This is a genomic window from Roseateles microcysteis, from assembly GCF_036880965.1.
In the GTDB taxonomy this organism is placed as follows: domain Bacteria; phylum Pseudomonadota; class Gammaproteobacteria; order Burkholderiales; family Burkholderiaceae_C; genus JAUASW01.
The window spans coordinates 747,680-762,361 of sequence record NZ_JBAJMV010000002.1 but is presented as its reverse complement, the minus strand read 5'-3'; the positions used below and the strand labels follow the sequence as shown (position 1 = coordinate 762,361).

Annotated in this window: 11 protein-coding genes; 5 read left to right on the top strand and 6 right to left on the bottom strand. The window is 64.8% G+C overall.

Annotated features, from left to right (window positions below):
• Positions 1–5: 5 nt before the first annotated feature.
• Positions 6–782 (bottom strand): substrate-binding periplasmic protein, encoded by a 777-nt coding sequence (locus tag V3596_RS08410; RefSeq protein WP_334277232.1) that lies wholly within the window; start codon positions 780–782, stop codon positions 6–8.
• A gap of 23 nt (positions 783–805) precedes the next feature.
• Positions 806–2,719, bottom strand: a complete 1,914-nt coding sequence (locus V3596_RS08405) for a glucokinase (protein WP_334277231.1) — start codon at positions 2,717–2,719, stop codon at positions 806–808.
• Between the two features lie 328 nt (positions 2,720–3,047).
• Between V3596_RS08405 and glk the strand changes: the two genes are divergently transcribed.
• The 5 genes from glk (at position 3,048) to V3596_RS08380 (ending at position 10,923) form a co-directional block, all read left to right on the top strand.
• The gene (glk, locus tag V3596_RS08400) at positions 3,048–4,025 is read left to right on the top strand and encodes a glucokinase (RefSeq protein WP_334277229.1); all 978 of its coding nucleotides are present in this window, start codon (positions 3,048–3,050) and stop codon (positions 4,023–4,025) included.
• 276 nt (positions 4,026–4,301) lie between these two features.
• Positions 4,302–7,175: a TonB-dependent receptor gene (locus V3596_RS08395; RefSeq protein WP_334277228.1), complete on the top strand. Its 2,874-nt coding sequence runs from the start codon at positions 4,302–4,304 to the stop codon at positions 7,173–7,175.
• An 80-nt stretch (positions 7,176–7,255) separates the two neighbouring features.
• Positions 7,256–8,770: a tryptophan halogenase family protein gene (locus V3596_RS08390; RefSeq protein WP_334277227.1), complete on the top strand. Its 1,515-nt coding sequence runs from the start codon at positions 7,256–7,258 to the stop codon at positions 8,768–8,770.
• Between the two features lie 111 nt (positions 8,771–8,881).
• A complete protein-coding gene (locus V3596_RS08385) occupies positions 8,882–10,153 on the top strand; it encodes an alpha-amylase family glycosyl hydrolase (RefSeq protein WP_334277226.1) in 1,272 nt (423 codons plus the stop codon).
• Positions 10,153–10,923 carry a sugar nucleotide-binding protein gene (locus V3596_RS08380; protein WP_334277225.1) on the top strand — a complete coding sequence of 257 codons (771 nt, stop codon included), beginning with the start codon at positions 10,153–10,155 and terminating at the stop codon, positions 10,921–10,923. The genes V3596_RS08385 and V3596_RS08380 overlap by 1 nt, the downstream gene beginning before the upstream one ends.
• On the opposite strand, the gene V3596_RS08375 is transcribed toward V3596_RS08380, so the two are convergent.
• The 4 genes from V3596_RS08375 to V3596_RS08360 all read right to left on the bottom strand — a co-directional run bounded on the left by V3596_RS08375 (position 10,911) and on the right by V3596_RS08360 (position 14,656).
• Entirely contained in the window at positions 10,911–11,669 is a 759-nt protein-coding gene (locus V3596_RS08375) for a substrate-binding periplasmic protein (RefSeq protein ID WP_334277224.1), read from the bottom strand. The two genes, V3596_RS08380 and V3596_RS08375, sit on opposite strands and share 13 nt — an antisense overlap.
• Positions 11,670–11,750: 81 nt before the next feature.
• On the bottom strand, positions 11,751–12,746 hold the full coding sequence (locus tag V3596_RS08370; RefSeq protein WP_334277223.1) for a cytochrome d ubiquinol oxidase subunit II: 996 nt from the start codon (positions 12,744–12,746) through the stop codon (positions 11,751–11,753).
• Positions 12,743–14,086: a cytochrome ubiquinol oxidase subunit I gene (locus V3596_RS08365; protein WP_334277222.1), complete on the bottom strand. Its 1,344-nt coding sequence runs from the start codon at positions 14,084–14,086 to the stop codon at positions 12,743–12,745. The genes V3596_RS08370 and V3596_RS08365 overlap by 4 nt, the downstream gene beginning before the upstream one ends.
• A gap of 3 nt (positions 14,087–14,089) precedes the next feature.
• Positions 14,090–14,656: a GbsR/MarR family transcriptional regulator gene (locus tag V3596_RS08360; protein WP_334277221.1), complete on the bottom strand. Its 567-nt coding sequence runs from the start codon at positions 14,654–14,656 to the stop codon at positions 14,090–14,092.
• Between the last annotated feature and the right edge of the window lie 26 nt (positions 14,657–14,682).

Genomic DNA, 14,682 nt, shown 5'->3' with positions numbered 1-14,682 from the left:
GCGCATCAGGGCAGAGCGTCTCCCAGCTGGCTCCTGTAGAGGCGCTTGAAAGCGGCGCTTTCGCGCTCCTGCGCCAGCAGGGCCCAGAGCTGCTCGGCCTGCGCAGGATGGCTCTTGGAAAAGCGCTTCGAATACACAAGGAAGTAGGACTTGCGCAGCAGGGCAGGGCCGGCGTTCTCCAGCTTGCCCGCCCATTGCGGGTCGCGGCTGAGGTCATGCGCATGGGCCTGCGAAACCAGCACGCCGGAGAGGCGGCCAAGCGCCAGCTTCCTCATCATCGCTTCGGCAGTGGGTGAACCCTCGTCGACCACGGCACCATGCTGCCTCGCGAACTCGGCGATCGAATAGCCGCGCTGTGCGCCCAGGGGCGGGGCTGCCTTGCCAAGGCCCAGGAAGCGCTGGCCGTCCCAGCTCAGCTCGCTGCCCGGCATGCGCAGCAGCCAGTAGCCGAGGGCGAACATGCGGCGCGTCTCATCGACCTGGCCGTCTGCGCGCAGGGGGAAGACGAGCCCGGCGGCCCGCTCGGGCGTGTGGCTGGCCGCGAGCACGCCGTCATGTTCGCCGAGCGCTGCTTCGCGCAGGCAGCGAGCCCAGGGCAAGGGCACAAGGCGCAGCTCCAGCTCGGGTGCGCGTTTGGCCACGGCTTTCAAGAGTTCAACAGCCACCGGATGCGCGGCGGCGTCGTTGAGCTCCTGGTTGAAGCAGATGCTGATGGCGGCCTGGGCCGCACCGGGCCCTGCAAGCAGCATTGCAGTGAGGAGGTAAACAAGGCGCAGCGGCATGCCGCGATCCTAGCCTTGGCGCCTCAGCGGCTGTGTGAAGTGAGCTTGGACAGCGGCGAGGCCATGCTGACGCCGGGTGCCGCGCGTCGCGCGACCGGCACAGCGGCCGGACTCGGCTCGGCCTCGTCCAGCGCGGCATCGGCATTGCCTCCGAGCGCGGGCACGCCCTCGGGGTTGCGCCGCATGGCCACGCCGACGGCGAGGATGTCGATCACCAGCAGGTGCAGGATGCGGCTGATCATGGGCAGGTGGGTGGAGACGTCTTCCACATGGTCGACGATGAGCGTGGCATCGGCCTTGCGCGCCAGCGGCGACTGGCTGGCCGTGATGGCGACCACGGCTGCGCCGCGCTCGCGGGCCTTGTCAGCCACTTCGAGCAGCTCTGGCAGCTTGCCGCTGCTGCTGATGATGACGGCCACATCCTTCGGGCCCAGCACACCCGCAGCCAGCGCCTGCAGGCGCGGGTCGGTGTAGGCGCTGCTGGACACGCCGAAGCGCAGGAACTTGAACTGTGCGTCCTGCGCCACCACGCCGTAATGGCCGACGGCAAAGAACTCGATGCGGTTGGCGTTGAGCAGCAGTTCGATCGCGCGGTCGATCATTTCGCGGTTCAGCTCGCTGCGGATCTGCAGGATGGCCGAGGCCGTATTGCCCAGCACCTTGGCACCCAGCTCCACCACCGAGTCGTCATGCATCACCTGCGTGTGCGTGACCGGCACCGTGCCGGTAAGGCCCGAGGCCAGGCGCAGCTTGAAGTCCGACAGGCCCTCGCAGCCGAGCGAGCGGCAGAAACGGATGACGGTGGGCTGGCTGACCGAGGCAGCGCGTGCAATCTCGACGATAGGATCGTTCAGGACGTCGCGCGGATGGGCCAGCACATGCTCGGCCACGCGCAATTCGGCCGGCGAAAGCTCGCTGCGGGCGCGCCGGATCTGGCCCAGGATGGCCGAGCCGGGCGTGTTCTCCAGTGTGCGCAATTGCGCTTCCAGGATTGCCGAGGCGCCCATGAAGGTGGCCTGCTCGGCCGTGATCACGAAGGTCGGGATGCCGGACACATAGTCGCGAAAGCGCCCCTTGTCTTCGAAGCGCTCGCGGAAGCGAGACTTGTCGAAGTAGGCACCCAGGCGCGGCACGATGCCGCCGCCGATATAGATGCCGCCCAAGGCGCCCAGCGTGACCGCCAGGTTGGCAGCGGCCGTACCGAGCAGGGCGCAGAAGATGTCGAGCGATTCGACGCAGACGGCATCGCTTTCATCCAGCGCACGCTGCGTGATGTCGGGCGCGGCAAGCGGCGCGGCGGCCAGGCCGGCGCGTTGAGCCAGCGCGCGGTAGATCAGCTCCAGGCCGGGGCCGGAAACCAGGCGCTCGAAGGACACGTGCTCGAACTGGTCCCAGGCGAAACGCAGGATGTCGATCTCGCGCTCGTCGCGCGGCGAGAAGCTGGTGTGGCCGCCTTCGGCACCCAGCGAGATCCAGCCGTCGCCGGAAGGGATCAGGCCTGAAGTGCCCAGGCCCGAGCCTGAGCCCAGCACGCCGACCACGCTCTGGCGGCGCGCTTCGCCGCCGCCGATCTGGCGCAGGTCGTTGCCACGCAGGCGCGGCACGGCCATGGCCAGCGCGGTGAAGTCGTTCACCACCACCAGGGTGTCAAAGCCCAGGCGCTGGCGCATCTCTTCAATCGAGAACTGCCAGTGGTAGTTGGTCATGCGCACCGAGTCGCCTTCGACCGGGTTGGCAATGGCGATGGCTGCGTGGCTCACCTCGGTGCCAGCGGGCAGCGTACCAAGGTAGGCGCTGACCGCGGCATGGAAGTCCGCATGCTCGGCACAGCGCAAGGACGCGATCTGGCTGAACTCGCCCTGGGCGGTTTCCAGCGCGAAGCGGGCATAGGTGCCACCGATGTCGGCAATCAGTCTGGGGCTGTCGAATGAGGACATGGGGCGGGGCGGACCTGTGGAGCTGGCGGCGCGCGATTATGAGCCGCAAACGTGCACCGCCAGAGGGCATGGGCTGGGTTCGGATCGATCCAGATCTGCGGACACATGCGGCCCGCTGCGAGCTTGTAGCCGCAACGATAGCGCGAGATATGTAGCTCGGCTACATGAATCTCCCGTCGTGCACCGGGCGTCGGCCAAGAATAAGGCGTAGTCCGCTTGTGTTGACTATGTAGTTTTGCTACCTTACGAGCTTCCAATCCATCCGCGCCCCTCTTTCTATGTGTTCTTATGCCGAGCGCTCAGCGCGTCCTCCTGTCGAGGTTTGCCTGTGAAGCGGGACGATTTGTGCCTGGTGGCCGACGTCGGCGGCAGCAATGCCCGCTTTGGCCTGGTGGAGCAGGCGGGTGGCCCGATTCTTCATGTCCGCAGCCTGCCGGTGGCGGCTCATGCGGGTCTGGCTGAGGCGGTCGAGGCCTATCTTGAGGGTTTGCCGGGTGGTGCTGACGCGCGGCCACTGCATCCCAGGCATGCAGCCGTTGCCGTGGCCACGGCTGTGGCTGGCGACCAGGTCGAGTTCACCAACAGCCCCTGGGGCTTCTCCATCGAGGCGGTGCGCGATCGACTGGGCCTGGAGCGCCTGCTGGTGCTCAATGATTTCGAGGCCTTGGCGCTGTCGCTGCCGCGCCTGCGTGCCGATCAGCTGCGCGCGCCGGGTGGCCTGCCCACGCCCAGGGGCACGCTGGCCGTGATCGGCCCGGGCACTGGCATGGGCGTGGCCGGGGTGATCCAGACGGCTCATGGCTGGGTCGCATTGCCGGGTGAGGGTGGGCACTCCACGCTGGCGCCGGCCGATGATTTCGAGAGCGAAGTGCTGTCCGTGGTGCGGCGCGACTACGCCCATGTGTCGGCGGAGCGCCTCTTGTCCGGCATCGGGCTTCCCGTCCTGCATGCGGCGCTGTCCAGGATGGCGGGGCGCCCCCTGCAGGTACCGCTGGCGGCGGAGCAGATCGTCGAGAGCGGCGTGGCTGGCAATGACGCGATCTGCTCGCAAACGCTCGATGTGTTCTGCGCGCTGCTGGGTGGCTTTGCCGGCAGCGTGGCCTTGACCCTGGGTGCTCGTGGCGGCGTCTACATCGGCGGCGGCATCGTGCCGCGACTGGGCGAGCGCTTCTTCCAGTCGCGCTTCCGTGAGCGCTTCGAAGCCAAGGGTCGTTTCCGCTCCTATCTGGAGGCGGTGCCGACCGTGCTGATCACCGACACCCTGGCCGCGCTGAGTGGCGCTGCCTTGGCCTTGGAGCAGGCCTGAAAACAAAAAATGTAGTTGAGCTACATATCGAGTTCGGTGTTTACCCGAGTTGCGAGCTTGAGTCGAATGAAATCAAAGGGTAAACCCTGGAATTCGATGTCTTTTTTTCGCTAAACACCGATTGATTCGACGGCGCTAGGGTTTTCTTTGTATTGGCAGTGAATCTAGTTTTAGTACAGAATTCTTTCAGGCATCAGGTTCTCAGTTCCCCGACAAGAACTCCTCCAGATCGTTGCGGGGCTTGTGTTGTTCAAAAAAAGCTTCAGGAGACAAGTAATGAAGACATCCCGTCAGAAGCGTGAGCAGTTCCGTCTCAGCCCGGTGGTTGCCGGCTGTGCGGTGCTCATGGTGGCCAGTGGCGTTTACGCGCAAACCGCGCCTGCAACGCCGGCTCCGCAAACCCTGGAGACGGTGACCGTCACCGGTATCCGCAAGGGCATCGAGGACGCGATCTCGGCCAAGAAGGGCTCGGACTCCATCATCGAAGCGATCTCCGCTGAAGACATCGGCAAGCTCCCCGATGCCAGCGTTGCTGAATCGGTCTCGCGTCTGCCGGGTGTCGCTTCGCAGCGCAACCGCTCGACCGGCAAGGCTTCCAACGTCAGCGTGCGCGGCATGTCGCCCGACTTCAATGGCGCGCTGCTGAATGGCCGTGAACAAGCCTCCAGCGGTGACAGCCGTGGCGTCGAGTTCGACCTGTATCCGTCCGAGCTGCTGGCCTCGGTGCTGATCTACAAGAGCCCGGATGGCTCGCTGGTCGGGCAGGGCCTGGCTTCGACCATCGACCTGCAAACCGCCCGTCCCCTGAACTTCAGCGGCCGCCAGGCCGCCGTCAACTACCGCAAGCAGCGCACCGGCGTGGCTTCGGGCGCTGGCGAAGGCACGGGTACGCGCAAGTCGGTCAGCTACATCGACCAGTTTGCCGACCGCACCATCGGTGTGGCTGTGGGCCTGGTGAAGTTCGACGAAAAGGGCGCCGACCAGCAGAAGTTCAATTCCTGGGGTGGCTGGACGCTGCCGTTCGCCCCGAGTGGTGGTGCCAATTCGCCCCTGCTGGCCTGCGATGGCCCGACGCCTCCCGCGGGTTGCGCCAGCGGCGTGGGCAAGGTCAACGTGATGGGCGGCTTCACCGCCGATACCGAATCGAGCACGGCCACTCGCGAAGGCCGCATGGCGACCCTGCAGTGGAAGCCCAACAAGGACTTCGAGTCGACGTTCGACTACTTCTATTCCAAGGGCCAGTTCGGCCTGAAGAAGACTGGTCTGGAAGGCGCCATCGGCGACGACGACAACAGCAACTACGATCCGCGCGGCCAGATCACGAACTACACGATCGCCAATGGCGTCGTGGCTTCGGGCACGCTGTCCAACTACAAGGGCGTCGTTCGCAACCACATCGAAGGTGGCGCCGACAATATGAAGTCCTGGGGCTGGAACAACAAGCTCAAGCTGCAGGACTGGACGCTGGCGGCTGACCTCTCGCAGTCCCGCGTCGTGCGCGATTCCTCGCGTTACGAAACCACAGCCGGTCAGCCGGGCAATGGCAACAAGAATGCAGCCGGCCTGGGTTCGATCAGTTGGACGGGCTTCAACGGCTCCAACTTCACCGACGTGAAGTACTCCACCAGCCTGAGCTATGCCGATCGCGCGGTTGCCAAGCTGACCGACGTGGACGGCTGGTCGGGCGGTGAAACCTCGCCGCAGGCCGGTTATGTGGCGCTGCCGCATGTGCAGGACAAGATCGACGCGATGCGCCTGTCGGGCAAGACGGAACTGAACTGGGGTCCTATCGTCAGCGGCGAATTCGGTATCAACCATACCAAGCGCGAGAAGATCCGCACGACCCAGGAAGGTCGCCTCTTCATCAAGGGCACCGACCCCTATGGCGCCGTCGCAGTGCCGGGTTCGGATGTTGCCATCGCCGGTACCACCGGTCTGCAGGTCGCCTCCTGGGATCCGCGCGGCTCGCTGGGCACGATTTATGACCTGGCGAAGAAGGTCGACACCGACATCCTGAACAAGGACTGGAGCGTCAACGAAAAGGTCACGACCGCTTACTTCAAGGGCGATTTGGACAGCCAGCTGTTCGGCCTGAACTACCGCGGCAATGTCGGCCTGCAGATGGTCAAGACGAACCAGGAGTCGACTGGCTTCAATGTGGATCGCGCCAACTGCACGGGCAACACGGTTGCTACCTGCCCGGGCGCCACCGTGGCCCAGGGCAAGAGCTATACCGACTTCCTGCCCAGCCTGAACATGAACTTCGACCTGGGCGGTGACCAGGTGATGCGCTTCGCTGCCGCTAAGGTGCTGTCGCGCGCCAATATGGGTGACATGCGGGCCAGCCTGGGTTACTCGGTCAACAACAGCGGCGTGCAGATCCTGACCGGCGACGGCGGCAACCCGCAGCTGAACCCGTTCCGCGCCAAGGCCGTGGACCTCTCGTACGAGAAGTATTTCGGCAGCAAGGGCTACTTCAGCGCCGCCGGTTTCTACAAGAAGCTGGACAGCTACATCCTGCGTTTCCCGACCGCGTTCGACTTCAAGCCCTACACCAGCTCGAAGACGCCGCTGCCGACCACCGGCCCGTACGCCGGTTCCACGCAGGGCTTGCTGACTCGCCCGATCAATGGCTCCGGCGGCAACATCAACGGAGTCGAGCTGGCTGTCAACGTGCCGCTGAACTTCGTCTCTTCGTGGCTTGATGGCTTCGGCGTGATGCTGAACCACTCGCACACCTCGAGTTCGATCGCACTTCCGAAGTCGGGCTTCAGCCTGGAAGACGGCGACCGCGTCCCGGACAGCATCCCGCTGCCTGGCTTGTCGAAGAACGTCACCAACCTGCGCTTCTACTACGAGAAGGCCGGCTTCCAGATCGCCGTGGCTCAGCGCCATCGCTCGGACTTCCTGGGCGAAGTCAGCAACTTCCAGGATGACCGTCAGCTCGCCTTCATCAAGGCCGAGTCCATCGTCGACCTGCAGTTGTCCTACGAGTTCCAGTCGGGCTGGCTGAAGGGCCTGTCCATCATGGCTCAGGGCAACAACATGACGAACTCCGAGTTCCAGCGCTACACGACCGACCGCAATGCCGTGACCGAGAAGATCAAGTACGGCAAGACCTATCTGTTCGGTATCAACTACAAGCTGTAAAAAGAGTCCTCGACTTGACCCCCGCCCGGCTCAGGCCCGCGGGGGTTTCTTTTTGTTCGAGGCAATAGCAGGAAGAGATCATGCAAACCCCCATCAAGACCGTCGTCATCGTGGGCGGCGGTACCGCCGGCTGGATGACGGCCGTGGCCATGGCAACCGTCTTGCGCGGCCGCTACAAGATCCGGCTGGTCGAGTCGGACGAGATCGGCATCGTTGGCGTCGGTGAGGCGACGATCCCGATGATCCAGCGCTTCAACAAGACCATCGGCCTTGATGAAAACGAATTTCTGCGTGAGACGCAGGGCACCTTCAAGCTGGGCATCGAGTTCGTCAACTGGGGGCAAGTGGGCGACCGCTACATGCACGGCTTCGGCCGTGTCGGGCAAGACCTCTGGACCGTGCCCTTCGAGCAGTACTGGCGCAAGATGCGCGCCGCCGGCAAGGCGCGACCGCTGGAGGAGTACTCGATCACGCGCATGGCCTCCAAGGCCAACAAGTTTCTGCCGGCGCAGACCGACCTGCCGAATTCGCCGCTGGGCGAGATCGCCTACGCCTATCACTTCGACGCCAGCCTCTATGCGCGCTACCTGCGCAAGCTGTCTGAAGCGCGGGGTGTCCTGCGCACCGAAGGCAAGATCTCGCATGCCACGCAGCGCGCTGCCGATGGCCACATCGATGCTGTGGTGCTGGAGAGTGGCGAGCGTGTGGAGGGTGACCTTTTCGTCGATTGCTCGGGCTTCCGTGGCCTCCTGATCGAGCAGACGCTCAAGACAGGCTATGAAGACTGGACCCACTGGCTGCCGTGCGACCGCGCGCTGGCCGTGCCATGCGAATCGGCCCCGGTGCTGACGCCCTACACCCGCTCCACGGCGCACAAGGCCGGCTGGCAATGGCGCATTCCGCTGCAGCACCGCATCGGCAACGGCCATGTCTATTGCAGCAATGCGATCAGCGACGACGAGGCAGCAGCCACGCTCCTGGCCAATCTCGACGGCAAGCCCCTGGCCGAGCCGCGCATGATCAAGTTCAAGACCGGCATGCGCAGCAAGAGCTGGAACAAGAACGTGGTGGCCATCGGCCTCTCAAGCGGCTTCATGGAGCCGCTGGAGTCCACCAGCATCCACATGATCCAGGCTGCGATCCAGCAACTGATCGACTTCTTCCCGGACGAGGGCTTCAGCGCCCGCGACACCGAAGAGTTCAATGCCCAAAGCCGCTTCCATTACGAGCGCATCCGCGACTTCATCATCCTGCACTACCACCTGAACCAGCGCAGCGATTCGGAGTTCTGGCGTGGCTGCGCCAACATGGCGATCCCGCAGACGCTGAAGGAGAAGATGGACCTCTACCGCACGCGCGGCCGCCTGTTCCGCTTCAACAACGAACTGTTCACCGAGGTGGGCTGGCTGCAGGTGATGGAAGGCCAGAACCTGGCGACCGATGGCTACCACCCGCTGGTCGATGTGCAGAACGAGGCCGGCATCGCTGAGTTCCTCGAAGGCGTGCGCGAAGTGATCGGCAAATGCGTGGACGTGATGCCCGATCACGCGGCCTATATCGCCCAGCATTGCAAGGCGATGCCGATCAAGATGTAGCCGGTGCCCGAGGCGCTGGCAGGCTGAGAGGTTGATTCGATGCTCCTGCGTTCCCTTCTTTCCCGCGGCCTGGTCGCGGCGTCCTTCCTTGCTCTCATCTCGCCCAACGCCATGAGCCAAGCATCTGCTGCTGCCGCGCCCGACATGCCCCATGTCGAGTGGTCTCGCCAGGCCAGCATCTACCAGGTCAATATCCGCCAGCACACGAAGGAGGGCACGCTGCGTGCCTTTGCGGCTGACCTGCCACGCATTCGCAAGATGGGCGTGGACATCCTCTGGTTCATGCCTCTGCAGCCGATTGGCAAGAAGGAGCGCAAGGGAGGACTTGGCAGCTACTACTCGATCAGCGACTACACGGCGGTGAACCCCGAGTTCGGCACGCTGGATGACGCCAAGGCGATGGTGAAAGAGGCGCATGCGCTGGGCTTCAAGCTCATCCTCGACTGGGTGCCCAACCACACGGCCTGGGATCATCCCTGGACCACCCAGCACAAGGATTGGTACAAGCTCAACGACAAGGGCGAGATCTTCCCGGTCACCTTTCTTGAGGGCGCCGAGCCTGAGTACTGGACCGACGTGGTGGCGCTGGATTACCGCAGCGAAGGTCTGCGCAAGGCCATGATCGCGGCGATGGCGTTCTGGCTGAAGGACGTGGGGCTGGACGGTTTCCGATGCGACGTGGCCAGCCTCGTCCCGACCGACTTCTGGGAACGCGCCCGAAGCGAGCTCGACAAGATCAAGCCCGTCTTCATGCTCGCCGAGTCCGACAAGCCCGAGCTGCACCGCCGTGCCTTCGACATGAGCTACAGCTGGGACCTTGCCGATGTCTTCAAGGACATCGGCAAGGGCAAGGCAGGTGCGCGTGAAATGCAGGCCTGGCTGAAGGCGCAGAACGAAGGCACGGCGGCCAAGGTCTATCCAGGCCATGCCTATCGCATGCGCTTCACCAGCAACCACGACTTCAACTCCTGGCATGGCACCGACGCGGAGCTGTACGGCGATGCCTATCAGGCGCTGGCCGTCTTGAGCTTCACCTTGCCCGGCATGCCCTTGATCTACGGCGGCCAGGAAGCGCGCCTGGGCAAGCGCCTGGCCTTCTTCGAGAAGGACCAGGTGGCGTGGCAGAACTATGAGCTGCAGGGCTTCTACACCGAGCTGCTGGCCTTGAAGAAGAACAACCCGGCTCTGGCCAACGGCCAGTACGGTGCCAAGGCCGAGCCGCTCGACACCGGCAACGACAAGGTCTTCGCCTTCCGTCGCCAGCAGGGCGGCAATGTGGTGACCGTGGCTGTCAATCTTTCGGCGGCCGAGCAAACCTACCGTCTGGATGGCGCGTCTGAGAAGCTGGCGCCCTGGCGCTGGGCCATCGCAGCCAAGCGCTGATGCCAGGCCGCCTGCTGATCACCGGCCTTGGCGGCACGCTGGCGCCGCACCTGGCGCAAGCTGCAACCGCGGCTGGTTGGCAGGTGCTGGGCTGGGATAAAAACCGGATACCGGTGGACGATGAAGTGGCCGTGGCCGCACATCTGCAAGCCAGCCGGCCCGATGCCATCGCTCATTTGGCGCTCGGCGCTGTGAGCTGGGGTGCGATGCTGGCTGGACATGCGGCGAGGCAATCGCTGCCGTTCCTGTTCACCAGCACGGCCATGGTCTTTCATCATGAGCCTGATGGCCCGCATGGGCCTGGTGACGAGCGCACGGCGCAGGATGAATACGGCCGCTACAAGATCGAAGCCGAAGACGCGATCCGCGCCGCCTGTCCCGCCGCCCGCATCGCCCGCATCGGCTGGCAGATCCATGAAGTGAGCGAGGGCAACAACATGCTCGCGACGCTGGACGGCTGGCAGCGCGAGCAGGGCCGCATCGCAGCCAGCAGTGCCTGGGTGCCGGCCTGTTCATTCATGCCAGACACGGCGGTGGCCTTGCTCCAGTTGCTGCAGGACGACGACGGCGCCGGCCAGACGGTGCATCTGGACAGCAATGCCGAAGAAGGCATGAGCTTCGACAGGCTGGTCGCTGCGCTCGCTCGCCGCTTTGATCGCCAGCACTGGCGCATCGAGGTCAACGAGGACTACCGGCATGACCAGCGCCTGGCCGACCCACGCCCCGGCCGCATGCCCGGCCTGTCGCGGCGCCTCGATCAGAAGCCGTAGCGCTTGCGTATCGCCGGCAGGGTGCCATCGGCTTCAAGTGCAGCCAGCGACGCGTTGATCTGCGCGAGCAGGTCTGCCGATACCGTCTTGCGGCTCAGCATCAGGCTGACCGGCAAGCGCTGCTCGGGCAGCGGCGTGCGAGTCACGGGCGTGCCTTCAAGTCTGCCGATGTGGATCAAGGTGGGAATGTCGCCAATGATCAGGCTGGCGCGGCCCCGCTGCAGCATGGCCAGGCCACGCTTCGCGCTGTCGTAGGGCTCGGCCAGGCCGGCGGGCCGCAGCCTTTCGATCAGCCCATCCAGCTCGCCGCCGGTGCGGAACTTGGGCACCAGCACCGGAATGCGGCGCGTGATCAAGTCGCTGAACGCCTGCAGCGTTGCGAACTGCTCGCGCTGCGCTTCCAGGCTCATCAGGCCGATCAGCTCGTGGCGGTAGGTGCTGGTGAACCAGGCCTGCTCCTGGGCATGCTCGGGAACGCTAGCGGCCGGTACCAGGTCCAGCTCGCCGGCCGCCATCATCTGCGGGCGCCGCCGCCGTGGCGTTTCGGGCACCAGCTCCAGCTGATAGCCGATGCGCCGCAAGACGGCCTCGATCAGCTCCACGTCCAGGCCGACGCCGCGCTCGCCCTCCATGTAGACATACGGCGGCCACGCGGAACGCACCATGCGCAGGCGGCGCGCCTGGGCGAGGCCGATGGCCGGCATGCCCGGAATCAGGAGGCTGGCAAGGAGCTGGCGGCGGAGCATGGTGATGCGCGCTCAGGATGGCGGGGACGCGCCCATTGTGAGCCCGCCCCGGCGCCACGACCAGGGCCTTGCATCACCTGTTCAGGCGTAGCTGAGTTCGCTGGCCTTGCCCCAGAAAACGCGGTAGACAAACACGGTGTATCCGAGGATGGCCGGCACGGTGAAGGCGCAGCCCCAAAGGATGAAGGCCAGCGACTTGGGCGCAGCTGCGGCCTGCCAGACCGTCATCTGGTCTATCAGCACGTAGGGATAGAGGCTGTAGGCCAGGCCCAGCGAACCGAGCAGCATCACCAGCACCATCAGCGCGAATGGCAGCCAGCAGAGCTTGCCCAGCACGCGGTGCGAGTTGAGCAGGGCGCGCAGGCCCAGGAGCGAAAGGCCGGTCGTCAGCGGAATCGGCAGCAGCGCGATCAGTTCGGGCATGCGGAACCAGCGTGCCGAGACCGTGGGGCTCACCAGCGGCGTGGCCAGCGAGATCAGCGCCAGGCCGATCACCACGGCCGGCCACGCCAGCTTGGCCCGTTTCACTGCCAACGCCTGCAGCTCACCCTCGGCCTTCATGATCAGCCATCCGGCGCCCAGCAGAGCGTAGGCGGCAGACAAGGCCAGGGCGATCACCGCGGCGAAGGCGGTATAGGTCCAGCCCTCCTGGAAGCCGGTGATGTAGCGCGCCAGCATCCAGCCCTGCGCCAAGGAAGCCATCAAGGAGCCGGCCATGAAGAGGCGGTTCCACAAGGGCTTCCATTGCGCATGGGCCTTGACGCGGAAGTCGAAGGCCACACCGCGCAAGGTGAGGCCGATCAGCATCACCGCCACCGGCAGGTAGAGCGCACCGATGATCAAGCCGTGTGCCTTCGGAAAGGCCACCAGCAAGATGCCCACGCCCAGCACCAGCCAGGTTTCATTGGCATCCCAGAACGGGCCGATGGAGGCGACCATGCGGTCCTTGTGCTCGTCGTTTGCGCCCACCATCAGGAGGCCCACGCCGAGGTCGTAGCCGTCGAGCACCACGTAGATGAGCAGGGCCAGGCCCATCAGGCCCATGAATACAAGCGGCATCCATTCAGCGGCGTTCATGCGGGGCTGCTCCCAGTCGCGAGGTCGACCTTCTTCTCGGCCATGTACTTGATGACCGACACGTAGGCCACGATGAGTCCGAGGTAGAGGACCAGATAGCCGGCGAGCGACAAGGCAATGGTCGGCGCTGGCGTCTTGGAGGCCACGTCCGCGGTGCGCAGCAGGCCGTAGACAATGAAGGGCTGGCGGCCGATCTCGGTCACATACCAGCCGGCCAGGGTGGCCAGCCAGCCCGAGAAGCTCATCAGCGCCAGGCCGCGCAGGAGCCAGCGGGGCAGGTCGTGCGCAACCCACTGTCGACGCTTGTAGAGCCACAAGCCCACCCAGCTGAAGGCCAGCATCAGGAGGCCGGTGCCCACCATCACGCGGAAGCCGAAGAACAGCGGCTTGACCGGCGGATGCGCGTCCTTGAATTCATCGAGGCCGCGGATCTCGCCCTCGGCGTCGTGAGTGAGGATCAGGCTGGCGAGCTTGGGCACCGGAATCTCCAGATGGTTGCTGCGCGTCTTTTCATCCGGCCAGGCGAACAGCAGCAGGGGCGCGCCGCGCTCGGTCTGCCACACGCCTTCCATCGCGGCGATCTTGGCGGGCTGGTGCTTCAAGGTGTTGAGGCCGTGCATGTCGCCGACCCAGATCTGCAAGGGGATGAGGATTGCACCCAGTGTGAGCCCCACGCGCAGCACGCTGGCCGTCCAGACCTGCGGCTTCTTCTTCAGCAGCTGCCAGGCACTGACGCCGGCCAGAAGAAAAGACACCGTCAGGCCCGAAGCCAGCAGCTTGTGCGAGAGGCGGTAAGGGAAGGAGGGGTTGAAGATGACCTCCGACCAGTCCAGCACGTGGAACTCGCCGTTGATGATCTCGAAGCCCTGCGGCGTCTGCATCCAGGAGTTCAGGCTCAGGATCCAGAAGGCCGACAGCGTGGTGCCGAAGGCGACCAGGAAGGTGGCGGCGAGATGCACCCGCTCGCCAACGCGGCCATGGCCGAACAGCATCACGCCGAGAAAGCTCGCTTCCAGGAAGAAGGCGGTCAGCACTTCGTAGCCCAGCAGCGGCCCGGCGATATTGCCGGCCTTCTCCATGAAGCCCGGCCAGTTGGTGCCGAACTGGAAGCTCATCGTGATGCCGCTGACCACGCCCAGCGCGAAGGAGAGCGCGAACACCTTGGTCCAGAAGCGGTAGGCCGTGAGCCAGATATCGCTGTCGGTCTTCAGCCAGCGCCAGCGGAAGAACAGCAGCACCCAGGCCAGCGCGATATTGATCGTGGGGAAGAGGATGTGGAAGGAGATGTTGGCGGCGAACTGCATGCGCGCCAGGACGAGGGCATCCAGGGCATCGAGCATGGTTCAGCCCTCCCGGTCGGTCTTGGCTGCGGGCTTGATGCGGCCGGTGAACTCCAGCAGCTTCTGCACCTTGGAGCCCATCTTCATCAGCTGTCCGAGCGTCTGCGAGTCGAGCCGCTGCATGTCGTCGAACCAGCTGCTCATCAGCTCGATCAGGTCGTGCATGCCGCGCATGCGTTCCTGCGCGATGCGGTCTTCCTCGGTATTGGGGGACTCGAGCAGTGCATTGCGCAGCATCGACAGCGTGGGTTCGATCTCGCGGCGGCGGCGCTCCTCGGCCAGCGTGCGAAAGATCTCCCAGGCGTCACTGGGCGCCTCGAAGTACTCGCGTCGGTCGCCGGCCAGGTGCTTGAGCCGCACCAGGCGCCAGGCCTGCAGTTCCTTCAGCCCCATGCTCACATTGGAGCGGCTGAATTCCAGTGACTCGGCCAATTCGTCCGCGTTCAGCGGTCGGGGCGAAACGAAGATGAGGGCATAGATCTGCCCCACCGTGCGGTTGATGCCCCAGCGGCTGCCCATCTCGCCAAAATGCGCGACAAAGCTGCGGACCAGGGGGCTCAGGGCTTCCATGACGACCTCTCGTTCAATTTGCGTCA

Excerpts from the sequence above, each read along its gene's own strand:
- V3596_RS08385 (WP_334277226.1), top strand. The coding sequence starts at position 8,882 with ATGAGCCAAGCATCTGCTGCTGCCGCGCCCGACATGCCCCATGTCGAG.
- V3596_RS08370 (WP_334277223.1), bottom strand. The coding sequence starts at position 12,746 with ATGAACGCCGCTGAATGGATGCCGCTTGTATTCATGGGCCTGATGGGC.
- V3596_RS08390 (WP_334277227.1), top strand. The coding sequence starts at position 7,256 with ATGCAAACCCCCATCAAGACCGTCGTCATCGTGGGCGGCGGTACCGCC.
- V3596_RS08365 (WP_334277222.1), bottom strand. The coding sequence starts at position 14,086 with ATGCTCGATGCCCTGGATGCCCTCGTCCTGGCGCGCATGCAGTTCGCC.
- V3596_RS08410 (WP_334277232.1), bottom strand. The coding sequence starts at position 782 with ATGCCGCTGCGCCTTGTTTACCTCCTCACTGCAATGCTGCTTGCAGGG.
- V3596_RS08395 (WP_334277228.1), top strand. The coding sequence starts at position 4,302 with ATGAAGACATCCCGTCAGAAGCGTGAGCAGTTCCGTCTCAGCCCGGTG.
- V3596_RS08405 (WP_334277231.1), bottom strand. The coding sequence starts at position 2,719 with ATGTCCTCATTCGACAGCCCCAGACTGATTGCCGACATCGGTGGCACC.
- V3596_RS08375 (WP_334277224.1), bottom strand. The coding sequence starts at position 11,669 with ATGCTCCGCCGCCAGCTCCTTGCCAGCCTCCTGATTCCGGGCATGCCG.
- V3596_RS08380 (WP_334277225.1), top strand. The coding sequence starts at position 10,153 with ATGCCAGGCCGCCTGCTGATCACCGGCCTTGGCGGCACGCTGGCGCCG.
- V3596_RS08360 (WP_334277221.1), bottom strand. The coding sequence starts at position 14,656 with ATGGAAGCCCTGAGCCCCCTGGTCCGCAGCTTTGTCGCGCATTTTGGC.